27 protein-coding genes are annotated in these 23,688 nt (G+C 64.9%); 17 read left to right on the top strand and 10 right to left on the bottom strand.

Annotation, left to right across the window (positions count from 1 at the left end; genetic code table 11):
• The 4 genes from AC13CR_RS19075 to AC13CR_RS19060 all read left to right on the top strand — a co-directional run bounded on the left by AC13CR_RS19075 (window position 1) and on the right by AC13CR_RS19060 (window position 2,847).
• A complete protein-coding gene (locus tag AC13CR_RS19075; RefSeq protein ID WP_292958865.1) occupies window positions 1–477 on the top strand; it encodes a DUF2948 family protein in 477 nt (158 codons plus the stop codon).
• Between the two features lie 114 nt (window positions 478–591).
• Window positions 592–1,905, top strand: a complete 1,314-nt coding sequence (gene hisD, locus AC13CR_RS19070) for a histidinol dehydrogenase (RefSeq protein WP_292958941.1) — start codon at window positions 592–594, stop codon at window positions 1,903–1,905.
• Window positions 1,902–2,381: a UPF0262 family protein gene (locus AC13CR_RS19065; protein WP_292958863.1), complete on the top strand. Its 480-nt coding sequence runs from the start codon at window positions 1,902–1,904 to the stop codon at window positions 2,379–2,381. The genes hisD and AC13CR_RS19065 overlap by 4 nt, the downstream gene beginning before the upstream one ends.
• A 4-nt stretch (window positions 2,382–2,385) precedes the next feature.
• A complete protein-coding gene (locus AC13CR_RS19060) occupies window positions 2,386–2,847 on the top strand; it encodes an arsenate-mycothiol transferase ArsC (protein ID WP_292958861.1) in 462 nt (153 codons plus the stop codon).
• A gap of 183 nt (window positions 2,848–3,030) precedes the next feature.
• On the opposite strand, the gene edd is transcribed toward AC13CR_RS19060, so the two are convergent.
• Window positions 3,031–4,833 (bottom strand): phosphogluconate dehydratase, encoded by a 1,803-nt coding sequence (edd, locus tag AC13CR_RS19055; RefSeq protein WP_292958859.1) that lies wholly within the window; start codon window positions 4,831–4,833, stop codon window positions 3,031–3,033.
• Between the two features lie 200 nt (window positions 4,834–5,033).
• Between edd and AC13CR_RS19050 the strand changes: the two genes are divergently transcribed.
• The 7 genes from AC13CR_RS19050 to xth all read left to right on the top strand — a co-directional run bounded on the left by AC13CR_RS19050 (window position 5,034) and on the right by xth (window position 12,604).
• On the top strand, window positions 5,034–6,230 hold the full coding sequence (locus AC13CR_RS19050) for an RSP_2647 family RNA methyltransferase (protein WP_292977933.1): 1,197 nt from the start codon (window positions 5,034–5,036) through the stop codon (window positions 6,228–6,230).
• Window positions 6,230–6,769, top strand: a complete 540-nt coding sequence (locus AC13CR_RS19045; protein WP_335662096.1) for an RSP_2648 family PIN domain-containing protein — start codon at window positions 6,230–6,232, stop codon at window positions 6,767–6,769. The genes AC13CR_RS19050 and AC13CR_RS19045 overlap by 1 nt, the downstream gene beginning before the upstream one ends.
• A 60-nt stretch (window positions 6,770–6,829) precedes the next feature.
• Window positions 6,830–8,281 (top strand): glucose-6-phosphate dehydrogenase, encoded by a 1,452-nt coding sequence (gene zwf / locus AC13CR_RS19040; RefSeq protein ID WP_292977934.1) that lies wholly within the window; start codon window positions 6,830–6,832, stop codon window positions 8,279–8,281.
• A 2-nt stretch (window positions 8,282–8,283) separates the two neighbouring features.
• Complete coding sequence (gene pgl, locus AC13CR_RS19035) at window positions 8,284–8,955, top strand: 6-phosphogluconolactonase (protein ID WP_292958939.1); 672 nt, start codon at window positions 8,284–8,286, stop codon at window positions 8,953–8,955.
• Between the two features lie 11 nt (window positions 8,956–8,966).
• Window positions 8,967–10,577: a glucose-6-phosphate isomerase gene (pgi, locus tag AC13CR_RS19030; RefSeq protein WP_292977941.1), complete on the top strand. Its 1,611-nt coding sequence runs from the start codon at window positions 8,967–8,969 to the stop codon at window positions 10,575–10,577.
• Between the two features lie 122 nt (window positions 10,578–10,699).
• The gene (gene ftsY, locus AC13CR_RS19025; RefSeq protein ID WP_335662097.1) at window positions 10,700–11,755 is read left to right on the top strand and encodes a signal recognition particle-docking protein FtsY; all 1,056 of its coding nucleotides are present in this window, start codon (window positions 10,700–10,702) and stop codon (window positions 11,753–11,755) included.
• 63 nt (window positions 11,756–11,818) lie between these two features.
• Window positions 11,819–12,604: an exodeoxyribonuclease III gene (gene xth / locus AC13CR_RS19020; RefSeq protein WP_446236341.1), complete on the top strand. Its 786-nt coding sequence runs from the start codon at window positions 11,819–11,821 to the stop codon at window positions 12,602–12,604.
• A 22-nt stretch (window positions 12,605–12,626) separates the two neighbouring features.
• Here the strand turns inward: xth and AC13CR_RS19015 are convergent, their stop codons facing one another.
• The 4 genes from AC13CR_RS19015 to AC13CR_RS19000 all read right to left on the bottom strand — a co-directional run bounded on the left by AC13CR_RS19015 (window position 12,627) and on the right by AC13CR_RS19000 (window position 15,930).
• Window positions 12,627–13,514, bottom strand: coding sequence for a cation diffusion facilitator family transporter (locus AC13CR_RS19015; protein WP_292950734.1), 888 nt, complete (start codon window positions 13,512–13,514; stop codon window positions 12,627–12,629).
• Window positions 13,515–13,605: 91 nt separating this feature from the next.
• Window positions 13,606–13,929, bottom strand: coding sequence for a hypothetical protein (locus AC13CR_RS19010; RefSeq protein ID WP_292950732.1), 324 nt, complete (start codon window positions 13,927–13,929; stop codon window positions 13,606–13,608).
• A gap of 1 nt (window position 13,930) precedes the next feature.
• The gene (locus AC13CR_RS19005; protein ID WP_292950730.1) at window positions 13,931–14,059 is read right to left on the bottom strand and encodes a hypothetical protein; all 129 of its coding nucleotides are present in this window, start codon (window positions 14,057–14,059) and stop codon (window positions 13,931–13,933) included.
• A complete protein-coding gene (locus AC13CR_RS19000; RefSeq protein ID WP_292950728.1) occupies window positions 14,056–15,930 on the bottom strand; it encodes an extracellular solute-binding protein in 1,875 nt (624 codons plus the stop codon). The genes AC13CR_RS19005 and AC13CR_RS19000 overlap by 4 nt, the downstream gene beginning before the upstream one ends.
• 313 nt (window positions 15,931–16,243) lie before the next feature.
• On the opposite strand from AC13CR_RS19000, the gene AC13CR_RS18995 reads away from it, so the two are divergent.
• Window positions 16,244–17,026, top strand: a complete 783-nt coding sequence (locus tag AC13CR_RS18995) for a 3-hydroxybutyrate dehydrogenase (RefSeq protein ID WP_292950726.1) — start codon at window positions 16,244–16,246, stop codon at window positions 17,024–17,026.
• A gap of 193 nt (window positions 17,027–17,219) precedes the next feature.
• Here the strand turns inward: AC13CR_RS18995 and AC13CR_RS18990 are convergent, their stop codons facing one another.
• Both AC13CR_RS18990 and AC13CR_RS18985 read right to left on the bottom strand, forming a co-directional pair.
• Entirely contained in the window at window positions 17,220–17,591 is a 372-nt protein-coding gene (locus AC13CR_RS18990; protein ID WP_292950724.1) for a baeRF12 domain-containing protein, read from the bottom strand.
• 48 nt (window positions 17,592–17,639) lie between these two features.
• Window positions 17,640–18,842 (bottom strand): pyridoxal phosphate-dependent aminotransferase, encoded by a 1,203-nt coding sequence (locus AC13CR_RS18985; protein WP_482900947.1) that lies wholly within the window; start codon window positions 18,840–18,842, stop codon window positions 17,640–17,642.
• 73 nt (window positions 18,843–18,915) lie between these two features.
• On the opposite strand from AC13CR_RS18985, the gene AC13CR_RS18980 reads away from it, so the two are divergent.
• The 3 genes from AC13CR_RS18980 to AC13CR_RS18970 all read left to right on the top strand — a co-directional run bounded on the left by AC13CR_RS18980 (window position 18,916) and on the right by AC13CR_RS18970 (window position 20,158).
• Window positions 18,916–19,272 carry a helix-turn-helix domain-containing protein gene (locus AC13CR_RS18980; protein WP_292950720.1) on the top strand — a complete coding sequence of 119 codons (357 nt, stop codon included), beginning with the start codon at window positions 18,916–18,918 and terminating at the stop codon, window positions 19,270–19,272.
• Window positions 19,265–19,555: an FAD assembly factor SdhE gene (locus AC13CR_RS18975; protein ID WP_292950718.1), complete on the top strand. Its 291-nt coding sequence runs from the start codon at window positions 19,265–19,267 to the stop codon at window positions 19,553–19,555. Before AC13CR_RS18980 ends, AC13CR_RS18975 begins: the two co-directional genes overlap by 8 nt.
• 78 nt (window positions 19,556–19,633) lie before the next feature.
• Complete coding sequence (locus tag AC13CR_RS18970) at window positions 19,634–20,158, top strand: MarR family winged helix-turn-helix transcriptional regulator (protein WP_292950716.1); 525 nt, start codon at window positions 19,634–19,636, stop codon at window positions 20,156–20,158.
• 42 nt (window positions 20,159–20,200) lie between these two features.
• On the opposite strand, the gene AC13CR_RS18965 is transcribed toward AC13CR_RS18970, so the two are convergent.
• On the bottom strand, window positions 20,201–20,629 hold the full coding sequence (locus tag AC13CR_RS18965) for a VOC family protein (protein ID WP_292950714.1): 429 nt from the start codon (window positions 20,627–20,629) through the stop codon (window positions 20,201–20,203).
• Window positions 20,630–20,759: 130 nt separating this feature from the next.
• On the opposite strand from AC13CR_RS18965, the gene AC13CR_RS18960 reads away from it, so the two are divergent.
• Both AC13CR_RS18960 and AC13CR_RS18955 read left to right on the top strand, forming a co-directional pair.
• On the top strand, window positions 20,760–21,575 hold the full coding sequence (locus AC13CR_RS18960) for a thymidylate synthase (RefSeq protein ID WP_292977938.1): 816 nt from the start codon (window positions 20,760–20,762) through the stop codon (window positions 21,573–21,575).
• 2 nt (window positions 21,576–21,577) lie between these two features.
• The gene (locus AC13CR_RS18955; RefSeq protein WP_292950708.1) at window positions 21,578–22,054 is read left to right on the top strand and encodes a dihydrofolate reductase; all 477 of its coding nucleotides are present in this window, start codon (window positions 21,578–21,580) and stop codon (window positions 22,052–22,054) included.
• Here the strand turns inward: AC13CR_RS18955 and AC13CR_RS18950 are convergent.
• Both AC13CR_RS18950 and AC13CR_RS18945 read right to left on the bottom strand, forming a co-directional pair.
• On the bottom strand, window positions 22,045–22,869 hold the full coding sequence (locus tag AC13CR_RS18950) for an alpha/beta fold hydrolase (protein ID WP_292950706.1): 825 nt from the start codon (window positions 22,867–22,869) through the stop codon (window positions 22,045–22,047). The two genes, AC13CR_RS18955 and AC13CR_RS18950, sit on opposite strands and share 10 nt — an antisense overlap.
• Before the next feature lie 17 nt (window positions 22,870–22,886).
• A complete protein-coding gene (locus AC13CR_RS18945; RefSeq protein WP_292950704.1) occupies window positions 22,887–23,675 on the bottom strand; it encodes an enoyl-ACP reductase FabI in 789 nt (262 codons plus the stop codon).
• Window positions 23,676–23,688 lie beyond the last annotated feature (13 nt).

The following is a 23,688-nucleotide window of genomic DNA, read 5'->3' as shown; positions in this document are numbered from 1 at the left end:
ATGGCCCAGGATGCGCGTTTCGCTGACGGAGATCCCCGACCGCTGGCCCTGCGGGCCGAGGACGAGGCCGATCTGAAGATCCTGTCGGCGCTGGTGCAGGATGCGATCCTGCCCGCGTCCGAGATCATCCATGACCCCAGGGCGCGGCGTCTGGCGCTGCTGGTGAACCGCTTCCGATGGGAGGATGCGGACAAGGCCCGCGCCGAGGGACGCGATTTCGAACGGGTGCAGGCCCTGCTGACCATCGGTGACGTGATCTCGCTGGAAAGCGACGGGATCACCCGTGACGCCGACACGGTTCTGGAATTGCTGACGATCGGCTGGCAGGCCGGGGTGGACGGCTGCGGGCGGCTGCTGCTGGAATTTTCGGGCGATGGCACGCTGGCCGCCGAGGTGGAATGCATCAATCTGGATCTGCGCGACGTGACCCGACCCTATCGGGCCGTGTCCGGCAAGGCGCCCTCGCATCCGGATTGAGGCGCATGACGGCGCCGGGGCGCCGCTTTCGCGCCGGTATCAGGGATCGGCGCCGGCCGCGGCTTGAGGCAACCCCGGCTTGTCGCTAACAAGGCGCGATTGCAGGGGAAGACGATGCCGGTCACGCTGAACACATCCGATGACGATTTTGACGCCCGCTTCGCCGCGATGCTGTCGGCCAAGCGCGAGGATTCAGGCGATGTTAACGCGGTCGTGGCGGGCATCATCGCCGATGTCCGCGCGCGCGGTGATGCGGTCCTGTGCGAATTGACGGCGCGGTTCGACCGGCTGGAACTGACCCCCGACAGGATACGGTTCGCGCCCGACGAGATCGAGGCCGAAGTGGCCAAGGTCGGTCCCCGGGATCGGGCCGCCCTGATCCTGGCGGCCGAGCGGATCCGCGCCTATCACGCAAGGCAGATGCCCGAGGGTGCAAGCTGGACCGATCCCGAAGGCGCGACCCTGGGCTGGCGCTGGACGCCGGTGTCGGCGGCGGGGCTTTATGTGCCGGGCGGGCAGGCGGCCTATCCGTCCTCGGTCCTGATGAACGCGATTCCGGCGCGGGTGGCCGGTGTCGAAAGGCTGGTGATCTGCGTGCCGACGCCGGACGGAATCATCAATCCGCTGGTCCTTCTGGCCGCGCAATTGTCCGGCGTGGACGAGATTTATCGCGTGGGTGGCGCCCAGGCGGTGGCGGCAATGGCCTATGGGACCGGGACGATCCGCCCGGTGGACAAGATCACCGGCCCCGGCAATGCCTTTGTCGCTGCGGCCAAGAAACAGGTCTTTGGCCGTGTGGGCATCGACATGATCGCAGGCCCGTCCGAAGTGTTGATCATCGCCGAAGGGGCGCAGAACCCCGACTGGCTGGCGCTGGATCTGCTGGCCCAGGCGGAACATGACGCGGATGCGCAATCGATCCTGATCACGACCGATCCGGGGCTGGCCCATGCCGTTGCCGGCGCCGTTGACCGATTGCTGCCGACCTTGCCGCGCGCGGGAATCGCGGGTGCAAGCTGGCGCGACTATGGCACCATCATCATCGCGCGCGATCTGGGCGAGGCGGCCGACCTGTCCAACCGCATCGCCCCGGAACATCTGGAACTCTGCGTCGATGAACCCGAGGCCCTGGCCGAAAGATGCATCCATGCCGGCGCGATCTTCCTTGGCGCGCATACGCCCGAGGCGGTGGGCGATTATGTCAGCGGCCCGAATCACGTTCTGCCGACCGCACGCTCGGCCCGGTTCTCGTCCGGGCTTTCGGTGCTGGATTTCCTGAAACGCACGACGATGGCGCGGCTGACGCCCGGCGCGCTGGCGGCAATCGGCCCGGCCGCGGTCAGGCTGGCCGCCGCCGAGGGCCTGCACGCCCATGGCGCATCCGTCGAGGCGCGGCTGGCGCTGCTGAATGAGAGGGACGAGGCATGAGCCGGATCACACGGATCGACATCGACGACTCGGCCATCGCGCCCGCGACGCCCGAGATGGAGCAGGAACGCCGCGTCGCGATCTTCGATCTGATCGAGGATAACAGCTTCGTGGTGCCGGGCCGGGACGGCTTGCCGGTGCCCGAAGGCCCTTATGTGCTGCAATTGTGCATCCGCGAAGGCCGGCTGGTCTTCGATCTGGCCACCGAAGATCATCGACCGGTGGCCGAATTTCACCTGTCGCTGGGACCATTCCGGCAGGTGGTCAAGGATTACTTCCAGATCTGCCAAAGCTATTTCGACGCGGTCAAGAAACTGCCCACGGCGCAGATCGAGGCCATCGACATGGCTCGTCGCGGCATCCATAACGAGGGCGCGCGGACCTTGCAGGAACGTCTTCAGGGCAAGGCCGATCTGGACATCGACACCGCGCGGCGGCTGTTCACGCTGATTTGCGCACTGGTCCCGCAGGCCTGATCCGATGTCGCAGGACAAGATCCCGCATTCGATCCTGTTCTGCTGCGACCACAATTCCGTCCGTTCGCCCATGGCCGAGGGGATGATGAAGAAATTCTATGGCCGCGCCGCCTATGTCCAATCGGCCGGGGTGAGGGGCGGGATGGATGTGGACGGCTTCGCGATCAGCGTCTGCGACGAGATCGGGGTCGTGATCGCCAATCATCGCAGCCGCAGTTTCGACGAGATGCAGGATTGGGGCGACGATCTTGGCGGGTTCGATCTGATCGTCGCCCTGTCTCCGGCCAGCCAGAGGCTGGCGCTGGAAATGACGCGGCTGTATCATCTGGATATCGAATACTGGCCGATCATGGATCCGACCGGGCTGGCAGAGGGGCGCGAAGCCAGGCTGGCCGCTTATCGCCAGACGCGCGACCAGATCCGCGACCGGATGATCCGGCGTTTCGGTCCGCCGCAGATCGGTTGAATGGATGGCTTTGCCGGCGCTGTGTCAGGTCGCAGGCCGGGCGCGATCGCGTCCTTGGCATCGCCTCGGATCGGTCCGAAATCCTGGGCGTGATCCCGACCGCCGCCGAGTTCTGCGCTGAATTTCGGCGAACAGTCGCGCCGCACCCTGCGGGACGCGGAGGAACCGGTGGCGCCCTCTGCCTCAGACGACGCAGGCGGCCCCTTCGGTCGCGTCACAGGCATTGGCGCGGAAGAAGGCGAACATCTCGCGGCCCATCCCCTGACTGCTGGGGCCGGGGTCGAAGGCTGCGGGTTTGCGATTGTCGAAGTCCTCTGCCAGGCAGTCGATGGTGCCCATCGTCGCATCCAGCCGGATCATGTCGCCGTCATGGACCCGCGACAGCGGCCCGCCGACCGAGGCTTCGGGCGAGATATGGATCGCGGCGGGCACCTTGCCCGACGCGCCCGACATGCGCCCATCCGTGACCAGCGCGACCCTCAGCCCGCGATCCTGCAACACGGCCAGCGTCGGCGTCAGCGAATGCAGTTCGGGCATGCCGTTGGCGCGCGGTCCCTGAAAGCGGACCACGACGATCGTGTCTTCGGTGAATTCGCCGGCGCGAAAGGCGGTCTTGACGTCTTCCTGATCGGAAAAGACTCGGGCCTTTGCTTCGATCACGTGGCGTTCCTCGGCGACGGCACTGACCTTGATGACACCCCGGCCCAGATTGCCCTCCAGCTGCTTCAGTCCGCCGGTTCTGGCGAAGGGATCGCTGACCGGGCGCAGGATCCTGTCGTTCAGCGTGTCTTTCGATCCTGCTTCCCAGCGAAGACGATCGCCGTCCAGTTTCGGCTCGGCGGTATAGCCGTCCAGTCCGGTGCCGTTGATCGTGCGCACGTCGGGATGCAGCAATCCGGCCTCCAGCAGCTGGCCGATCATGTAGCCCAGCCCGCCGGCGGCGTGGAAGTGGTTCACGTCAGCCAGGCCGTTCGGATAGACCCGCGCCATCAGCGGCACGGCTTCGGACAGATCGTGGAAATCCTCGATGTCGATCAGAACGCCCGCCGCCCGCGCCATGGCCGGAATATGCATCACCAGATTGGTCGATCCACCCGTCGCCATCAGCCCGACGATGCCGTTGACAAAGGCCTTTTCGTCCAGGATTTCGCCCGCCGGCAGGTATTCGTTGCCCAGCCGCGTCATCGCGGCGGCGCGTTCGACGCCCGCCACGGTCAGCGCCTCGCGCAGCGGCGTGTTCGGATTCACGAAGCTGGATCCGGGCAGGTGCAGGCCCATGAATTCCATCAGCATCTGGTTGCTGTTGGCGGTGCCGTAGAAGGTGCAGGTGCCGGGCGAATGGTAGCTGGCCATCTCGGCCGCCATCAGCGCGTCGCGACCCACCTCGCCGGCAGCGAATTGCTGGCGGATTTTTGATTTCTCGTCGTTGGGCAGACCCGAGGGCATCGGCCCGGCGGGAATGAAGACTGCCGGGATATGGCCGAAGGTCGCAGCGCCGATGACAAGACCCGGCACGATCTTGTCGCAGACGCCCAGGTAAAGCGCGGCGTCAAAGCAATCATGCGACAGCGCCACACCGGTTGCCAGTGCGATCACATCGCGGGAAAACAGCGACAGTTCCATTCCGGCCCGGCCCTGAGTGACGCCGTCGCACATGGCGGGCACGCCGCCCGCGACCTGCACGGTCGCCCCGGCCGCATGGCCCGCGCGGCGGATGATGTCGGGATAGCGTTCATAGGGCTGATGCGCCGACAGCATGTCATTATAGGCCGTGACCACGCCGATATTGGGTTTGCGGGTCGTCGCCATGTCGTCCTTGTCGTCCATCGCCGCATAGGCGTGGGCCTGGTTGCCGCAGGACAGATGCGCCCGACGCGGTCCGTCCTCGGCCGCCCTGGCGATCTTTTTCAGATAGGCGTCGCGGGATTGCTGCGACCGGCGACGAATGCGGTCGGTGACGCGGTCGATGGTGGCGTGAAGTTTCATCGGGCGAACTCCTCTGGCTTTGGCAAGACTATACGCTGTTAGCGGTAACGGTTCAATCCCTGTGCCGCCGGTGGCCGGGCAGGGGGCGCGGCCCCGGTCGCCGGGATGTTGATCTCTGCGATATTTGCCCGCGGAAGTCCGGGCCGGCGCTTGTGCATCGCAAAAGCCCGTGCCAGATCAGCCGCAAAGGAGTGTTCGCGATGTCAGATCTGGCCGTGATCCGGCTGAAGCCCAAGGCCAAGCCGCAGGCGATCCGCCATGGTTTCCCGTGGGTCTTCGCCGACGAGGCGGTGCTGGACCGGCGCACGCGCGCCGTCGCGCCGGGCGAATTTGCCGTGCTGGAGGATGCCGAGCGGCGTCCGCTTGCGCTGGTGACGGTCAACCCGGCCTCGAAGATCGTCGCGCGGGTGATGGATGCCGATCCGGCGGCGCGAATCGACGCGGCCTGGCTGCGTGCGAAGATGGCGCGGGCGCTGGCGATGCGGCGGCGGATCTACGATGCGCCGTTCTATCGGCTGGTCCATGCGGAAGCGGATGGTCTGCCGGGGCTGGTCATCGACCGGTTCGGAGATGTCGCGGTGATGCAGCCCAACGCCGCCTGGGCGGACCGAATGGCCGGCGAGATCGCCGGGGCGCTGGTCGAGGCGACAGACGTCGCGACCGTGATCCTGAACGGTCAGGGGCGGTCGCGAGGGCTGGAGGGTCTGACCGAGCGGACCGAGGTCGTGCTGGGCCCGGCCCCCGACGCGCCGGTTCCGGTGGTGATGAACGGCGCAACCTACATGGCCGATCTGATGGGTGGCCAGAAGACGGGCCTGTTCTACGATCAGCGCCCCAACCATGCCTTCACGCAAAGTCTTGCCGCCGGACTGTCGGTGCTGGATGTGTTCAGCCATGTCGGCGGTTTCGCGCTGGCCGCGCTGGCTGCCGGGGCGACCGGCGCCGTCTGCGTTGACGGCTCGGCGCCGGCGCTGGATCTGGCGGCTGGCGGGGCCGCGGCGATGGGGATGGCCGACCGTCTGGAAACACGCCAATCCGACGCGTTCAAGGCGATGGAGGCGATGGCCGAGGAGGGCCGGCATTTCGATCTGGTCATCTGCGATCCGCCCGCCTTCGCGCCCTCGAAACCGGCGCTTGAGGCGGGTTTGCGCGCCTATGAGCGGGTGGCGAAGCTGGCCGCGCCCCTGGTCGCGCCGGGCGGTTATCTGGTCCTGTGCTCGTGCAGCCATGCCGCCGACCTGACCGCCTTTCGCAATGTCAGCGCGCGCGGTATCGGGCGGGGCGGCCGGCGCGGCGTTCTGATCCATGTCGGACAGGCCGGGCCGGATCATCCGGTTCTGCCGCAACTGGCCGAGACCGGCTATCTGAAAGCCCTGTTCTTCCGGCTGGACGGCTGATGCGGGCAGTCCTGGACGCCAACATCCTGTTTCCCACGATCCTGCGAGAGATCCTGGCCGATCTGGGCGCGGCCGGACTTTATGATCCGGTCTGGTCGGCACGCATCCTTGAGGAATGGCGCCGCGCCGCCGCCCGGCTGGGATCCGATCAGGAAGTCGTGGCAGGGGCCGAGATCGCCCTGCTGACGGACCGATTCCCCGATGCGATCGCAGCCGATGACGGCGTGCGGACGATCGACATGACCTTTCCCGATCCCGCCGACAGGCACGTCGTCGAGGCGGCGTTGGACGCGGCCGCGCCGCTGATCGTGACGGCGAATCTGCGCGACTTTCCGCGGTCCCTGATGGCGCGGCTTGATCTTCGCGCCACCCACCCCGACCTGTTCCTTCTGGATCTGCACGACCGCGATCCTTCGGCGGTCGATCAAGCCGTCGATGCGGCGCGGGACAAGGCCGCGCGGCTGGGCGGCGCGATGAGCCGCGCCGAAATGCTGAGGCGGTGCCGGCTTCCGCGGCTGGCCAAGAGACTGAAAGGTTGAAGCACGTTGCTGTTAACGCTAACAAGAAGTATGGCAGGTGCCAGGGTCAAGGAGGACAGCATGGTCTCGCGCGTCATTCCGGTCGATGATTTCGACCTCGTGATCTTCGGGGCGACGGGCGATCTGGCCCATCGCAAGATCTTGCCGGGCCTTTTCAGGCGGTTCGTGGCCGGGCAATTCCCCGACACCGCACGCATCATCGGCGCCGCGCGATCCGAGATGGACGATGATGGCTTTCGCGACCAGGCATCCAAGGCCATCGTCGAATTCGGCAAGGTCAGGAAAAATGACCCGAATCTTGCCAGGTTTCTCGCCCTGCTGGGTTACGTCTCCATCGATGCAAAGGGCGAGGGCGGCTGGAGGGAACTGCGAAAGCGAATGCGCGACGGCATGGTCCATGCCTTCTATTTCTCGGTCGCGCCCTCGCTGTTCGGCGATCTGGCGGAACGGTTGCACAGCCACGGCATTGCCGACGTTGACAGCCGAATCGTGGTCGAAAAGCCCTTCGGTCGCGATCTGGAATCGGCCCGCGCACTGAACCGGATCCTGGCGCAGCATTTCGATGAACATCAGATCTATCGGATCGACCATTATCTGGGCAAGGAAACGGTGCAGAACCTGATGGCCGTCCGGTTCGCCAACATCCTGTTCGAACCCTTGTGGAACGCGCAATATGTCGATCACGTCCAGATCACCGTGGCCGAGACCGTGGGCGTTGCCGGGCGCGGCGGCTATTACGACCGATCCGGCGCGATCCGGGACATGGTCCAGAACCACATGATGCAGCTTCTGTGTCTGATCGCGATGGAGCCGCCCTACCATTTCGACCCCGATGCCGTGCGCGACGAGAAGCTGAAGGTGATCCGCGCGCTGGAGCCTGTCGAGCCGTCCGAGATCGTGCGCGGCCAGTATCAGGCACAGGGCAAGGATGGCGGCTATGTCGATGACGCGGAAAATCCCGATTCGCGCACCGAAAGCTATGTCGCGATGAAGGTCCGCATCTCGAACTGGCGCTGGCAGGGCACGCCCTTCTATCTGCGCACCGGCAAGAAGCTGCGCGCCCGGACCAGCGAGATCGCGATCACCTTCAAGGAGCCGCCGCATTCGATCTTTGACGAGACCGGCGCGCCCAAGGCGAACGAGCTTGTCATCCGGCTGCAACCGAACGAGGGTATGAACCTGAAGGTGATGATCAAGGAACCGGGGCCGGGCGGGATGCGTCTGGTGCAGGTGCCGCTGGACATGTCCTTTGCCGAGGCGCTTGGCCCCGAAGGGGCCGAGATGCCCGACGCCTACGAACGGTTGATCATGGACGTGATCCGGGGCAACCAGACCCTGTTCATGCGCGGTGACGAGGTCGAGGCCGCCTGGGCCTGGACCGATCCGATCATCGCCGCGTGGGAGGACAGCAAGCGCAGGCCCGAACCCTATGACGCGGGATCCTCGGGGCCGGAAGAAGCGTTGCGGCTGATGCATCGCGACAACCGAAGGTGGAGGGAAATCCGGTCATGAGCATGGAGTTCAAGGAATATCCCGACCGCGAGATGCTGGCCCTGTCGCTGGCCGACCGGCTGGCCTCGCAACTGTCCCAGCATCTGCGCGCCCATGAGGCCGCCAGCCTCTGCGTGCCGGGCGGCACCTCTCCGATGCAGGTCTTCGACACTCTCAGCGGCAGCGATCTGGATTGGGGGCGGGTGACGGTCTTTCTGGGCGACGAACGCTGGGTCGATGGCGAACACAAGCGGTCCAACAGCCGCCTTCTGCGGCGGCACCTGTTGCAGGACAAGGCGGCGGCGGCGCGCTATATCGACCTCTATACCGGCGATCCGCAGCCCGATGACGCGACCGGGGCGCTGGCCGAGGCGATCGCACCGCATCTGCCGATCACCGTGGCCCTGCTGGGCATGGGCAATGACATGCACACCGCCAGCCTGTTCCCCGGCGCCGATCATCTGGAGGCGGCCCTTGCCAGCGATGCGCCACCGGTCATGGCGATCCGCGCCGAGGGCGCGGAAGAGCCGCGCATCACCCTGACCCGGCCGGTTCTGGCCGACGCGATCAACATCCACCTTCTGATCATGGGTCCGGAAAAGCGCGAGGCGCTGGAACGCGCCCAGAAGCTGAGCCCGCAAGAGGCGCCGATCCGCGCCTTTCTGGACAACGCCATCGTCCACTGGGCGGAATGACGGAGACGATCATGGCCGATCACTGGACCCGCCTGAGAACCCACCGCGCGGAACAGGGCGAAGATCGCATCACCGGTCTTTTCCAGGCCGATTCCGGCCGCGCGACGGATTTCTGCGCCAGCGCCGACGATCTGGTCTTCGATTATTCCAAGACCATGATCGATGCGACCGCGCGCGACCTGCTGCTGGAACTGGCCACCGGCGCGCAAATCGAGGCGCGGCGCGAGGCGATGTTCTCGGGGCGGAAGATCAACGAGACCGAGGGGCGGGCGGTGCTGCATACCGCCCTGCGCAATCTTGCGGGCAGCGTGAGCGTGGACGGCCAGGACGTGATGCCCGCCGTGCGCGAGACGCATGACCGGATGGCGGCCTTTGCCCGCGACGTTCGCGACGGCGGCTTCACGGGGCAGGGCGGGCGCATCACCGATGTGGTGAATATCGGCATTGGCGGTTCCGATCTGGGCCCGGCCATGGCCGTTCTGGCGCTGGCACCCTATCACGACGGGCCACGGACGCATTTCGTGTCGAACGTGGACGGGGCCGATATCGCCGATACGCTGGCCGGGCTGGACCCGGCCACGACGCTGGTCATCGTGGCCTCGAAGACCTTTACCACCATCGAGACGATGACGAATGCGCGCACGGCGCGCGACTGGATGGCGAGATCCGTCAGCGAACCGGCGGCGCAATTCGCGGCACTGTCCTCGGCCGCCGACAGGACCGCGGATTTTGGCATCGACCCTGCCCGCGTGTTCGGCTTCGAGGATTGGGTCGGCGGGCGTTATTCGGTCTGGGGGCCGATCGGGCTGTCGCTGATGCTGGCCGTCGGGCCCGAGGATTTCGACCGCTTCCTGGCAGGCGGCGCGGCGATGGACGCGCATTTCCGCACCGCGCCGCTGGCGGGGAACCTGCCGGTCCTGCTGGCGCTGACGGGGATCTGGCATCATCAGATCTGCGGCTATCCGACGCGCGCCGTGCTGCCCTACGACAACCGCCTGCTGCGGCTGCCGGCCTATCTGCAACAGCTTGAAATGGAATCGAATGGCAAGCGCGTGGCCATGGATGGCAGCGATCTGACCACCACCTCCGGCCCCGTGGTCTGGGGCGAGCCGGGCACCAATGGCCAGCACGCCTTCTACCAGTTGATCCATCAGGGCACCGTGATCGTGCCGTGCGAATTCATCCTGGCCGCGCGCGGTCACGAGGACGACCTGGCCCAACACCACATTCTGCTGGCCGCCAATTGCCTGGCCCAGTCCGAGGCGCTGATGCGTGGCCGCAGCCTGGACGAGGCGCGCAGCTTGATGGCCGCGAAGGGGCTGGACGGCGCCGAGCTTGACCGACAGGCCCGTCACCGGGTCTTTCCGGGCAACCGCCCCTCGACCACTCTGCTGATCCCGCAACTGACACCCTTTACCCTTGGTCAGATCGTTGCGCTGTACGAGCATCGCGTCTTTGTCGAGGGGGTGATTCTCGGGATCAACAGCTTTGATCAGTGGGGCGTCGAACTGGGCAAGGAACTGGCTCTGAAGGTCGAGCCGCTGCTGAAGGGCAAGGATGCACCCGGCCACGACCCCTCGACCCGGCATCTGGCAAGCCTGTTCCGGGCAATGCGCGGATAGGCGAGGCCGGGGGTTTCCCCCCCCCCCGGACCCACGTGCATATTCGAGGAACAAGGCAGGGGCATCGGCTTTCCCTCGGCGTTGCAAATGATTAGGGTCTGCGCGACGAAAAGGATGCGGACATGTCGTTTTTCACCAAACTGCGCGAAAGGCTGAGCCGATCCTCCTCGAAGATCGGCGAGGGGCTGGACGACATCGTCGCGGAAGGCGCGGCGGACGCAGAGGCAGAGGGCGCGCCCCCCGAGACACCGATCGCCCCGCGCCCGGCCTCGCCCGCGCCCGTCCCGCAACCCACCAGCGGCATGGTCGGGCGCCTTTTCGCGCGTGCACCCGCCCAGCCGGCCGAGCCCCGCCGGGCGCTGGACGACGAGATGCTGGAAGATCTGGAGGACATGCTGGTCCAGGCCGATCTGGGCGTCGAAACGGCCCTGCGCGTGACCGCCAATATCGCCGAGGGGCGGATGGGCCGGCCTGTCTCGGCGACGGAGCTGAAGGAATTGCTGGCCGCCGAACTGGCACGGATCATGGAACCGGTCGCGCGCCCGCTGCCTCTGTATCCGAAAAAGCCGCAGGTGGTGCTGGTCGTCGGCGTCAACGGATCGGGCAAGACCACGACCATCGGCAAACTGGCCAGCCAGTTCAGGGCGGCGGGCAAGAACGTTGTCATCGCGGCGGGCGACACGTTCCGCGCGGCGGCGGTCGAACAATTGCAGGTCTGGGGCCGTCGCGCGGACGTGCCGGTGATGGTCGCGGCGCAGGGCAGCGACCCCGCCAGCCTGGCATTCGACGCGATGATCCGGGCCGAGGCCGATGGTGCCGACCTGCTGCTGATCGATACGGCGGGTCGCTTGCAGAACCGTCAGGATCTGATGGAGGAACTGGCCAAGATCGTCCGCGTCATCCGCAAGAAGGATCCCTCGGCCCCGCATAACACGCTGCTGGTTCTGGATGCGACCACGGGTCAGAATGCGCTGAGCCAGGTCGAGACATTCCGCAGGCTGGCCGATGTCTCGGGTCTGGTGATGACCAAGCTGGACGGAACCGCGCGGGGCGGCGTTCTGGTCGCCCTGGCCGACCGGTTCGGCCTGCCCATTCACGCCATCGGCGTGGGCGAGCAGATCGACGATCTCGACGCCTTCGATGCGGGGGATTTCGCCCGCGCCCTGGTCGGCCTTTAGGCTACGGATCCGGAACGCCGCATCTGGTTGCGGACCTGCGCCTCGGTGATCTAGATTGCGGCCATGAAGATCGCATCCTTCAACATCAATGGTGTCAAGGCGCGGATCGGGGCGCTGACCGGCTGGCTGGCGGGGGCCGACGCCGATGTCGTCGTCCTGCAAGAGATCAAGTCCGTGGACGAGGGTTTCCCGCGCGACCATTTCGAGGATCTGGGCTGGAATGTCGAAACCCACGGCCAGAAGGGCTTCAACGGGGTTGCGATCCTGTCCAAACTGCCGCTGGAGGATGTGCGCCGCGGACTGCCGGGCGGCGAGGGCGACGAACAGGCGCGCTATATCGAAGCGACGGTGACAGGCAGCGAGGCGGTCAGGATTGCGGGCCTGTATCTGCCCAACGGCAATCCTGCGCCGGGACCGAAATACAATTACAAGCTGGCCTGGATGGAACGCCTGCGCCTGCGCGCCGCCCGTTTTCTGGCAGAGGAAATGCCGGTGGTGATGCTGGGCGATTTCAATGTCATTCCCGAGCCGCGCGACGCCGCTCATCCGAAAAACTGGGTCAGCGACGCGCTGTTCCTGCCTGAAAGCCGCGCCGCCCTGCGCCGGATCGTCCATCAGGGCTGGACCGATGCCATCCGCATCCGCGATCCCTGGTCAGCGCGCGGCCCCTTTACCTTCTGGGATTATCAGGCGGGCGCCTTCGACCGGGACGACGGGATCCGTATCGACCACCTGCTGCTGTCGCCGCAGGCTGCCGACCTGCTGATCGAGACGGGTGTGGACCGCGAGGCGCGGGCGGGCGAAAAGCCCAGCGATCACGTGCCGGTCTGGGTCAGGCTGGCTGCCTGACCGCGCGTCCGGAGCGCGTCGCCTAGAGCACCAGGATACCGGCATGTTTCGCCTTGTTGTCGGGTTCGACATGGATGGTGATCTGGGCCTCGGTCAGTTTGGCCTTCAGCGCCGTTTCGATCCGGTCGCAGATCTGGTGTGCCTCGGACACGCTGGTCGCACCATCCACGACCAGATGAAAGTCGATGAAGGTCGCGGATCCGGCCTGGCGGGTCCGCAGATCATGGGCCTCGATCGCACCCTCGGCGCGATCCGCGATCGTCTCGCGGATGACACGCATCAGATCTTGCGATACCGCTTCGTCCATCAGGCCGCTGAGCGAACTGGTCATCAGCTTCCAGCCGGACCAGAGAATGTTCAGTGCCACAAGCGCCGCGAGGATCGGGTCGAGGATCGCATAACCCGTCGCCACCGCCAGCAGAACCCCCAGGACCACACCGGCCGAGGTGATCACATCGGCCAGAAGATGCTTGCCATCGGCGACGAGGGCGGGCGACTGATGGTGGCGGCCGCGGCTGATCAGCACCCAGCACCAGATGCTGTTCAGCACGCCCGCAGCCACGTTGATCGCCAGCCCCAGGGCCGGCGCCTCCAGCGGCGTGGGCGCAAGGATGCCGTAATAGGATTTGCGCAGGATCACCAGCGCGGCGACGATGATCAGGACGCCCTCCAGCACGGCGCTGAAGAACTCGGCCTTGTGGTGGCCATAGGGATGACCGTGATCGGCGGGCTTCGCGGCGATGCGAATCGCGATCAGCGCTGCGACCGCCGCCGCCACATTCACCGTGCTTTCCAGCGCATCCGACAGCAGCGCGACCGAGCCGGTCACCCACCATGCCAGCGTCTTCAGCGCCAGCACCACCAGCCCCACCACGATACTGCCGATGCCGATCCTGATCGTCTGGGTCATGGGAAGGCAATCTCCGGTCACGAAGGTCTAGAGCCGCGCCCTTTTGCAGATCGGGAACAAGAACTCAACCGCGATCCGGCGCGGCGTCGGCCTATTCTTCCTCGTCGTCGCCGAAGCGGGCATCGTCGTCATATTCATCCTCGCCCTCGTTGACGTATTTGGAACTGAGCGCGATCGAATGATTGTCGTGGATCGGGTCCATGACCACATCCGATGGAATTTCGCCGCGCAGCCATTCGCGGATCTCCTCGCGCGATTCGGACGGGTCCTGCCCGGTCAATTCCGAGATATAGCGCACGAAACCGCGTTGATCGCCGTCGATCTCGTCCAGCTCGGCCTCATCGGCCTCGGGCCACTTGTCCTGAATCGCTTCGTAGAAGGCCGACCAGTTTTCCTGAACATGATGCCACTTCATCTCAATATCCTCTGGGCAGGCCCTGCTGCGCCCAGCGGGCGCTGCCGGTAATGTCCTCGCCGATGCCGGCGACGGTGTTGCAGCCGGCCAGGATCGTGCAGGCCAGCAGCGTGAAGATCGTTGCTTTCATCTCTCTGCCTCATCTTGCCACCAAAGCTCGGGCATGAAACCCGGCCAATCTCCGTAAAGCGGCGTTGCCTTCTCAGGATACGACAGGTTGGCGTCGTGGGCCAGACGCGAGACCGGCGAGAAACTGACCGGGATCACATACCGGCCCGCGGTCAGCACACGGTCCAGCGCGCGGACGGCGGCGTTGAAATCGTCGTCACTGCCGGCGTTCAGTATTTCGGCGATCATTGCGTCCACGGCGGGGTTCTTCATGCCCATCCAGTTGCGGCTGCCCGGCTGGTCGGCTGCCGCCGATCCCCAATACAGCATCTGTTCATTGCCGGGCGACAGCGACAGCGCGCGTTCATACCAGGTCATGTCGAACTGGAAATTGTTCGTCCGCTCGACATATTGCGCGGAATCCAGTTCGGTGACGCGGGGAAAGATGCCCAGATTGCGCAGCGCCTCGATATAGATATCGACGATCTGCTGGGTTTCCGAGGCTGTCCGCATGGCGCTGCCCGACTGGTTCAGCACGATCTCGAAGGCGAAGGGGCGGCCCTCGGCGTTCTTCATCCGGCCGTCCTGCACCGTCCAGCCGGCCTCTTCCATCAGCTTCAGCGCGCGGCGCAGGCCCTTGCGGTCCAGCGGGCGGTCGGCGCCCTCGGGCAGGGTATAGCCGTCCAGCGTACCGGGCGGCAGGTCCGCTGCGAAGGGGCGCAGCAGGTCGGCCACCCGGCCCTCGGCCGGGCCGGGACGCATGGCGAGGCTGGAATTGGCGAAATAGGACGTGATGCGCGGTTCCCTGCCGCCATTCAGCGTCGCGTTGATGAACTGAAAGTTGAATGCCTCGATCATCGCCTGCCGCACGCGCCAGTCGGCAAACAGCGGGTTGCGGGTATTCATCACCAACCCCATGATCCCCGAGGGCCGTTCGTTGCCGATCTCGGATTTCACCACCTTGCCCTGCGCCGCCAGCGGAAAGTCGTATTCCTCGTCCCATTTGCGGGGCGACAATTCGCGCCATACGCTGATCTCACCGGCCTTGAATGCCTCGAACATGGCATTGGCGTCGCCGAAGTAGTCAAAGCGGATCTCGTCGAAGTTGTTCTGGCCCTTGCGCACGTTCAGATCCGCGCCCCAGTAATCGGGATTGCGTCTGAAGGTGATGGAACGGCCGGGATCGACGCTGTCGATGACATAGGGTCCCGACGCGATCGGCGCATCCAGACCCGAAAGGCTGAAATCGCGGCCCTCCCACTGTGCCTTCTTGAGAATCGGCCTCATTCCCATCAGCATCGCCAGTTCGCGATCCTTTTCCTTGAAGGTAAAGCGGATCTTGCGCTCGCCCGTCTGTTCCATCTTCTCGACCTTGGCCCAGGCGCCCCGATAGCGGGGATGACCCTGTGTGCCCAAGGTCTCATAGGACCACATCACGTCCTCCACCGTGACCGGACTGCCATCCGAGAACCTGGCTTCGGGGCGCAGGGTGAATTCGACCCAGGTCCGCTCGGGATCGGTCTCTACGGTGTCGGCCAGAAGGCCATAGAGCGTGAACGGCTCATCCAGCGAGCGATACATCAGCGTTTCCGTCAGCAGTCCGGGCTGGAACAGGATCGGCCAGACAGGATTGCCCTTCAGCACCCAGGGTTTCAACGAGTCGAATCCGCCCGGTTCCGCCAGCCGAATCGACCCGCCTTTCGGTGCGGCCGGATTCGCGTACGGCATCTGATCGAAGCCCGCTTCCAGGGCAGGTTCTCCATACATTGCAATGCCATGAGCAGGTTTTCCAAGACTTGCCAGAGGCATTGATGCAACAGTGAACAGGCCCGCCACCAACGCCAGCAAGGCACGTTTGATCGCGCATTTGTTAGGGATTTTGAAGATTCGCATCGCCGCCTGCCTCGTCATTCTTTGTTTGGCATGGATTTCAACAGGCTCGTCCGCCGGGCGTCAATGGCGCGGCCAACTTCGCTGTTGGACTCGGGCAAGGACTCGCGTATAAGTGTCTTACTGCTCGATAGGTTTCTTGCCTGTATGAAACCTGCCTCATGACTTGCGCCCGCCTTGTGCGGGCGCTTTTTTTATGTTCCGGGCAGTCCTGTCGCCTGGTTGCCGCGACAGGACAAAGGTTGCAGTTTGCGGTTGCAACGGTCCCGATGGCATGCCGGTTCGCGGGCGGAAAGGACCATGATTGGGGGAACCAATGTTCGAAAGATTCCTGACAGGAAAGACGGCGGTCGTGACCGGATCGAATTCCGGCATCGGCCTGGGCGTGGCAAACGAACTGGCACGCACGGGTGCCGATCTGGTGCTGAACAGCTTTACCGACCGGGACGAGGATCATGCCCTGGCCGAAAAGCTGGCCCGGCAACACAGCGTGAAAGTGCGCTATATCAAGGCCGACATGTCCAGCCCCGAAGAATGCCGCGAACTGATCGAGAAGGCCGGCTCCTGCGATATTCTGGTCAACAATGCGGGTATCCAGCATGTCGCGCCGATTCCCGAATTCCCGATCGAGAAATGGAACGCGATCATCGCGATCAACCTGTCTTCGGCCTTCCACACCAGCGCCGCCGCGCTGCCGATGATGCGCAAGGCCGGCTGGGGGCGGATCGTCAACATCGCCTCGGCCCATGGGCTGACCGCCAGCCCGTTCAAATCGGCCTATGTCGCGGCCAAGCATGGCGTCGTCGGGCTGACCAAGGTGGCGGCGCTGGAAACCGCCGAGGAAAAGATCACCTGCAACGCGATCTGTCCGGGCTATGTGCTGACTCCGCTGGTCGAGGCACAGATTCCCGACACGATGAAAGAATACGACATGAGCCGCGAGGACGTGATCCGGAACGTGATGCTACAGCGTCAGCCGTCAAAGGAATTCGCCACCGTCGAGGAAATCGGCGGCACGGCGGTATTTTTATGCAGCGACGCCGCGGCCCAGATCACCGGCACCACGATCAGCGTCGATGGCGGCTGGACGGCCATGTGACGACATCAGCCGGCGGTTCCGCCCGGGTTCGATCGCCAAGCGCGGTGCCGGGCCGAAAAGAACCGGCGCTTCGCGGTCCTTCGTCATCTTGGGAAACCGTCCGGAATGCGGCACCTGACCCCAGGCGGCGCAGAGTGAACGCCGCCCCGTGGACGGGGCGGCGCAGCCATCCTGGCAGGGAATGAGGGCCGTTTCAGCTCAGGGCGCGCTGCACCGACCCCGCATCCGCCCCGGTCAGCGTCTTCGCGATTTCCTTCGCAAGCCGCTGCTGCAATTCCTTGTGATATTTCTTTCGCATGGTGCCCAGGGTGGTCGGATCCGCGATCACCGCGACCTCGTCGGCCTTGCCACGCAGCACCAGGTCATTGAGGAAATCGGCCAGGCCGCTGGCGAAAGCGGCTTCATCCACATCGCGCGAGGATTCGGATTCCAGTTCGGCATCCGCGAAATCCTTCTGGCTCAGGGACCGGGTCTGTTCCAGTTCCAGTCCGTGACGCGCGCGGTTGCGAAACAGCGTGGCCGTATGGCCATCGGCGACGACGACCAGGGCATTGCGAGACAGCATATCATGCTCCTTCCGATTGCTTGCCCGTTCCAACGCGCCAGAAGAATCTCAGTTGCAGCCCTCGCAGAAACGGCGGATCCGCGCCACGGCATCGGCCAGCACCTCGTCGCTGGCGGCGTAGGAGATGCGGAAATGCGGGCTTAGCCCGAAGGCCGCACCGAAGACGACCGCGACGCCGCTTTCCTCCAGCAGGGCATTGGCGAAGGCTTCGTCGCTGTCTATCGGCGTTCCCGGCGCGCTGGTCCTGCCGATCAGCCTGGCTATCGAGGGATAGACATAGAACGCCCCCTGCGGAATCGGGCATTCGATGCCGGGGCAATCGTTCAGGCCGGCCACGACCAGATCACGGCGGCGCTGGAACGCGGCCCGGCTGTCGCTGACATAATCCTGCGGGCCGGTCAGCGCCGCCTCGGCCGCATGTTGGCTGATCGAACAGGGATTCGAGGTCGATTGCGATTGCAACTTGGCCATGGCGCGGATCAGGCTTTCGGGGCCCGCGCCATATCCGATTCGCCAGCCGGTCATCGCATAGGACTTGCTGACTCCGTTCATGGTCAGGATGCGGTTCTTCAGCCGCGGCTCGACCTGGGCCGGGGTGGCGAATTCGAAGCCGTCAAAGACCAGATGTTCGTAGATGTCGTCGCTGAGGATCCAGACATGGGGATGGCGCAGCAGAACATCGCTCAGCGCCTGGATCCGGGCGCGCGAATAGCCCGCGCCCGATGGGTTCGAGGGCGAATTCAGGATCAGCCACTTCGTGCGCGGCGTGATCGCCGCCTCCAGCGCGTCCGGCGTCAGGCGAAAGCCGTGCTCGATACCGCATTCGATCACGACCGGCCTTCCGCCCGCCAGCAGGACCATGTCGGGGTAGCTGACCCAGTAGGGCGCCGGCACGATCACCTCGTCGCCCTGATCCAGCGTTGCCATCAGCGCATTGAACAGGATCTGCTTGCCCCCGGTGCCGACCGTGATCTGCGCGGGGGCATAGTCCAGGCCGTTCTCGCGCGCGAATTTTGCGGCGATCGCGCGTTTCAGCGAAGGCATGCCATCCACGACGGTATAGCGCGTGTGGCCGGCGTCGATCGCCGCCTTGGCGGCCTCGCGGATATGGACGGGCGTGTCGAAATCGGGCTCTCCCGCCGACAGGCTGATGACGTCGCGCCCCTCGGCGCGCAATTCGGCCGCGCGGGCGGTCATGGCCATGGTTGGCGACGGCTTGATACGCGCCATTCGGTCGGAAATGAACGCCATCGGGGGCCTCTGGTTTGATCTGCGTCTTCGCATGGCTTACGGTGTGCGCGCAAAAGCCACAAGCGGGGGGAACATGGAAGACGGGCATGGATATGGTGACGGCGAGGCGACGCTGGGCGACCGTCTGACCGCCGCGCGTGAGGGTGCAGGGCTGGAAGTCGGGGAGCTGGCTGCGCGCCTGGGCGTGCGGACCGAGACGCTGGAGGGCTGGGAAAGCGATCAGGCCGAGCCGCGCGCGTCGTTGCTGGGCAGGCTGTCCGGAATTCTTGGCGTCTCGCTGATATGGCTGATGACCGGCGACGGAAGGGGGCCTTCAACGGGCGAATCGGGCCCGGGTGCCATCGCCGCCGAACTGCGCGACCTTCGCCGTTTGCTGAACGAAGCAGCGCGGCGCATGGACCGGATCGAGGATTTGCTGGCCTGTGACTGAGGAAACACCCGAGATACGGCTGCGGCGGTTGCGGATGCGAAGCTGGCGGCGCGGCATGAAGGAAATGGACCTGATTCTGGGCTGCTTCGCCGACAGGAATTTGCCCGATCTGCCCGATCCCCTGTTACGGAAATACGAGGATTTGCTGCTGGAAAACGATCAGGACCTGTATCTGTGGGTCACCGCGCGGCTGGCGCCGGTCGCAGACGGGAGACGCGGTCCGGCGGGTTTTTCCGACATTCTGGACCGCATCGCCGCAAGTGCTGCGACTCGGCCCCGATAAGAAGGTTCGCCGTTTACGGAAGATTCTCTTTTGTCTGTCATCTTGCAGATCATGAAAGACAGACGGGAACGACCTGCCATGCTGCGCCATGCCACACAATATGACCGAAGCTCGATCTCTGCCCCCGCGCCGGAAGAGGCCAGCGAACTGGCCGAAGCCTATCTGGAATCGCTGCAACTTCTTGAACGGATGCATCGGTTGATGCTGGATCTGGTGAAGGATGAATTCGAGCGTCTGAACCGCAACGATCTGACGCCGGTGCAGGCCATGATCCTCTATAATCTGGGCGAGGCCGAGGTCAGCGCGGGCGAATTGCGATCACGCGGCATGTATCAGGGCAGCAATGTCAGCTACAATCTGAAGAAGCTGGTGACGATGGGCTATGTCCACCATGAACGTTCGGACCTGGATCGCCGTTCGGTCCGGGTCAGGCTGACGCCTGAGGGAATCGCGGTGCGCGAAACGGTGCACCAGTTGTTCATTCGCCATGCCGAAGGCCTGGCCCTGTCCGGCGTGCTGGAGGATCCCCCGCTGGAACAGGTCAATCTTCAAAGCCGCCGGATCGAGCGATTCTGGACCGAGCAGATCCGCTATATCTACTGACCGAACAGCGACGCGGGCCTGGTCCGCGCCGCCATCGGTCCCTCACCAGTGGCCGGTATTGTCCATGCTGGCCCAGGGCTCCTGCGATGGCAGCGCGTCGCCATCCTGCAAAAGCTCGATCGAGATGTTGTCGGGACTGCGCACGAAGGCCATGTGGCCGTCGCGGGGCGGGCGGTTGATCGTGACGCCTGCATCCATCAGCTTCTGGCACATCTCGTAGATATTGCCGACACGATAGGCCAGGTGGCCGAAATGCCGGCTGTCCGAGGGCAGGCCATCGTCGCCGTCCCAGTTATAGGTCAGTTCGACCGGCGTTTCCGGTTGTCCCGGCGGCGCCATGAAAACCAGGGTGAAGCGACCCTTGTCGTTGTCGATGCGGCGGGTTTCCTCCAGCCCCAGCAGGCGGAAGAAATCCATCGTCTTGTCCAGATCCTTCACGCGGCACATCGTATGCAGATAGCGAATGGTCATGCGGTTTCCTTTCTGTCGCGGCATCGTGCCGTTGGCCGGCAATGTGGCACCACCTCGCCTTGGGTGCAAATGCTGGACCTTCGCGGATACTCATGCGACATCAGGTGTCACGGTGAACACGGGAGGGGCGATGCGTCAATATCTGGAGGCGCTGACAACGGTGCTGGAACAGGGCGTCGAATCCACCGACCGCACCGGCACCGGCACGATCTCGCATTTCGGGCTGCAATGCCGCTATCGGTTGGCCGAGGGATTTCCGCTGGTCACGACCAAGAAACTGCACCTGCGATCCATCATCCACGAACTTTTGTGGTTTCTGTCGGGCGAGACGAATATCGCCTATCTGCGCGAGAACGGCGTTTCGATCTGGGACGAATGGGCCGATGAAAAGGGCGATCTCGGACCCGTCTATGGCCATCAATGGCGGCATTTTCCCATGATTCGGCAAGGCCCTGAGGGGCCTGTCGCCGGAGAGATCGACCAGATCGCGACCCTGGTCGAGACGATCCGCACGACGCCCGACAGCAGGCGTCTGATCGTGACGGCGTGGAATCCCGGCGACATCGACCGCATGGCCCTGCCGCCCTGTCACACGCTGTGGCAGGTCCGGATCGCGGGCGGCAAGATGCATCTGCAACTGTATCAACGTTCGGCCGACATGTTCCTGGGCGTGCCGTTCAACATCGCCTCCTACGCGCTGCTTCTGGTGATGCTGGCTCATGTGACGGGTTACGAGCCGGGCGATTTCATCCACTCGATCGGCGATGCGCATATCTATCTGAACCATCTCGAACAGGTGAAGACGCAACTGGGCCGCGCGCCGCGACCACTGCCGCGGCTGGAACTGGCCCGCGACGTGACCTCGATCTTCGATTTCCGCCATGACGATTTCCGGTTTCTCGACTACGATCCCGCGCCGGCGATCCGGGCACCTGTGGCGGTCTGACCATGCTCAGCCTGATCGTCGCCCGCGCGCAGGATGGCGCCATCGGCAAGGACAACCGGATCCCGTGGCACATCCCGCAGGATCTGCGGATGTTTCAGCGCGAGACGACCGGCGGCGCGCTGATCATGGGGCGCAGGACATGGGAAAGCCTGCCTGTCCGGCCGCTGAAGAACCGGCTGAACTGCGTCTTGTCGCGCGATGCCCGCGTGGCGGAAAACGTCTTTGCCGGACTGACCGAGGCGATCCGGTTCTGCGAGGATCAGGGCCATTTCCGCGTCTACGTCATCGGCGGTCAGCGGGTCTTTGCCGAGGCGCTGCCGCTGGCCGACCGGCTGCTGCTGACCGAAGTCGCGACGACCGTTTCCGGCGCCGAGGCGTTCTTTCCCGATTTCGACGAAGGCGACTGGCGGCAGATCGCTGCGCGCCCGCTGCAGGCCGAACCGCCCGCGATCGTGCGCGAACTGATCCGTCAGCCCTGAATCGCCGCGATCCAGCGGCGCAGGACCGACAGGCTTTCCGGCTCGTCCAGCCAGGGGACATGCGCGCGATCCGGCACCTCGGCAAAGATGGTGTCGGGGCGAAGAGACCGCATCCGCGCCGCGACGTCGGGCGACAGCAGGTCGGAATTGGCGCCGCGGATCAGGGCCACCGGCAAACCTTCGGTCGCGCGCCAGAGCGGCCAGAGATCGGGCGCCTCGCCATCGAACGCCGCCAGAAATGCCTCGCGCAGGGCAGGGTCGTATCTGATTTGCAGCCCGTCCGGCGTCTGGTCGTAGTGCTTTCGCGCATCGGCCAGCCAGCGGCCTGCGGGGACATTCGCGAAGCCGGGCATCGCAGCGGGCAGGCGTTCGGCCAGCGCCGCATGAGTCGGCGCCGAAGGGTTGCGGCCGACATAATCGAAGATGCGTTCAAGGCCCGCACGTTCGATCTGAGGACCGACATCATTGAGACACAGGCCCAGCAGGCGATCATGGGCGGCGGCCGCCAGCAACAGCCCGATCAACCCGCCACGCGAGGTACCCAGAAGGGCGGCCTTGCCGATGCCCAGATGATCCAGCAGCGCCAGCGCGTCCTTGGCTTCCTGTGGCACGGTATAGGTCGCGGCGCCGGTATGATCCGATTGCCCGCGGCCGCGATAATCCATGCGGATCAGCCGCAGATCCGGAAGATGCGGCGCAAGGTAGTCGAAATCGTCCATGTTCCGGGTCAGCCCGGCAAGGCACAGCACCGGAAGGCCCCGGCCCGCGTCACGATAGGCGATCTTCGCGCCGTCCCCGGCGACGAAATGCGGCATGGGTTTCCCTTCCGGCCCTACAGGTTCTCGCTTTGCGGCATTCCCAGAACGTGATAGCCGCCATCGACCATCACGATCTCGCCCGTCGTGCAGGCGCCCCAATCCGACAGCAGCCAGACCGCAGTTCCGCCGATCGCGTCCAGTGTGGCATTGGCGCGCAGCGGGGCATTCATTTCGGTGTGGCGAAAGGTCCGGCGCGCTCCGCCGATGGCCGCCCCCGCCAGCGTCTTCATCGGGCCGGGCGATATCGCGTTGACCCGGATTCCATCCGGCCCCAGGTCATTCGCAAGATAGCGCACGCTCGATTCCAGCGCCGCCTTGGCCACGCCCATGACATTGTAGAACGGCGTCACCCGGTTCGAACCGCCATAGGTCAATGTGATCAGCGAACCGCCTTCGGCCATCAGCGGGTGGGCGCGGCGGGCGATCTCGATCAGCGAATAGCAGCTGATGTCCAGACTGTGCTTGAAATTCGCGCGACTGGTGTTCAGAAAGCGGCCGGTCAGTTCGTTCCTGTTGGAAAAGGCGATCGCGTGGATGACGAAATCCAGCTTGCCCCAGCGGTCGCCAAGCGTCGCGAAAGCCGCATCCAGCGAGGCGTCATCGGTCACGTCCACATCCAGCAGCAGATCCGAGCCGACCGAGGCCGCCAGCGGCTGAACCCGCTTGCCGAAAGCCTCGCCCTGGTAGGAAAACGCCAGCTCCGCGCCTTCGGCCGCCACCGCGCGCGCGATGCCCCAGGCGATGGAATGGTCGTTGGCGACCCCCATCACAAGCCCGCGCCTGCCCTTCAGAAGATCGCCCATATGACAGCCCTCG

The organism is Paracoccus sp. L-17, from assembly GCF_056857655.1.
This window is presented reverse-complemented; position numbering and strand designations above follow the sequence as displayed.

Coding starts and splice junctions, on each gene's coding strand:
- AC13CR_RS19075 (WP_292958865.1), top strand. CDS start 1: ATGGCCCAGGATGCGCGTTTCGCTGACGGAGATCCCCGACCGCTGGCC.
- hisD (WP_292958941.1), top strand. CDS start 592: ATGCCGGTCACGCTGAACACATCCGATGACGATTTTGACGCCCGCTTC.
- AC13CR_RS19065 (WP_292958863.1), top strand. CDS start 1,902: ATGAGCCGGATCACACGGATCGACATCGACGACTCGGCCATCGCGCCC.
- AC13CR_RS19060 (WP_292958861.1), top strand. CDS start 2,386: ATGTCGCAGGACAAGATCCCGCATTCGATCCTGTTCTGCTGCGACCAC.
- edd (WP_292958859.1), bottom strand. CDS start 4,833: ATGAAACTTCACGCCACCATCGACCGCGTCACCGACCGCATTCGTCGC.
- AC13CR_RS19050 (WP_292977933.1), top strand. CDS start 5,034: ATGTCAGATCTGGCCGTGATCCGGCTGAAGCCCAAGGCCAAGCCGCAG.
- AC13CR_RS19045 (WP_335662096.1), top strand. CDS start 6,230: ATGCGGGCAGTCCTGGACGCCAACATCCTGTTTCCCACGATCCTGCGA.
- zwf (WP_292977934.1), top strand. CDS start 6,830: ATGGTCTCGCGCGTCATTCCGGTCGATGATTTCGACCTCGTGATCTTC.
- pgl (WP_292958939.1), top strand. CDS start 8,284: ATGGAGTTCAAGGAATATCCCGACCGCGAGATGCTGGCCCTGTCGCTG.
- pgi (WP_292977941.1), top strand. CDS start 8,967: ATGGCCGATCACTGGACCCGCCTGAGAACCCACCGCGCGGAACAGGGC.
- ftsY (WP_335662097.1), top strand. CDS start 10,700: ATGTCGTTTTTCACCAAACTGCGCGAAAGGCTGAGCCGATCCTCCTCG.
- xth (WP_446236341.1), top strand. CDS start 11,819: ATGAAGATCGCATCCTTCAACATCAATGGTGTCAAGGCGCGGATCGGG.
- AC13CR_RS19015 (WP_292950734.1), bottom strand. CDS start 13,514: ATGACCCAGACGATCAGGATCGGCATCGGCAGTATCGTGGTGGGGCTG.
- AC13CR_RS19010 (WP_292950732.1), bottom strand. CDS start 13,929: ATGAAGTGGCATCATGTTCAGGAAAACTGGTCGGCCTTCTACGAAGCG.
- AC13CR_RS19005 (WP_292950730.1), bottom strand. CDS start 14,059: ATGAAAGCAACGATCTTCACGCTGCTGGCCTGCACGATCCTGGCCGGC.
- AC13CR_RS19000 (WP_292950728.1), bottom strand. CDS start 15,930: ATGCGAATCTTCAAAATCCCTAACAAATGCGCGATCAAACGTGCCTTG.
- AC13CR_RS18995 (WP_292950726.1), top strand. CDS start 16,244: ATGTTCGAAAGATTCCTGACAGGAAAGACGGCGGTCGTGACCGGATCG.
- AC13CR_RS18990 (WP_292950724.1), bottom strand. CDS start 17,591: ATGCTGTCTCGCAATGCCCTGGTCGTCGTCGCCGATGGCCATACGGCC.
- AC13CR_RS18985 (WP_482900947.1), bottom strand. CDS start 18,842: ATGGCGTTCATTTCCGACCGAATGGCGCGTATCAAGCCGTCGCCAACC.
- AC13CR_RS18980 (WP_292950720.1), top strand. CDS start 18,916: ATGGAAGACGGGCATGGATATGGTGACGGCGAGGCGACGCTGGGCGAC.
- AC13CR_RS18970 (WP_292950716.1), top strand. CDS start 19,634: ATGCTGCGCCATGCCACACAATATGACCGAAGCTCGATCTCTGCCCCC.
- AC13CR_RS18965 (WP_292950714.1), bottom strand. CDS start 20,629: ATGACCATTCGCTATCTGCATACGATGTGCCGCGTGAAGGATCTGGAC.
- AC13CR_RS18960 (WP_292977938.1), top strand. CDS start 20,760: ATGCGTCAATATCTGGAGGCGCTGACAACGGTGCTGGAACAGGGCGTC.
- AC13CR_RS18955 (WP_292950708.1), top strand. CDS start 21,578: ATGCTCAGCCTGATCGTCGCCCGCGCGCAGGATGGCGCCATCGGCAAG.
- AC13CR_RS18950 (WP_292950706.1), bottom strand. CDS start 22,869: ATGCCGCATTTCGTCGCCGGGGACGGCGCGAAGATCGCCTATCGTGAC.
- AC13CR_RS18945 (WP_292950704.1), bottom strand. CDS start 23,675: ATGGGCGATCTTCTGAAGGGCAGGCGCGGGCTTGTGATGGGGGTCGCC.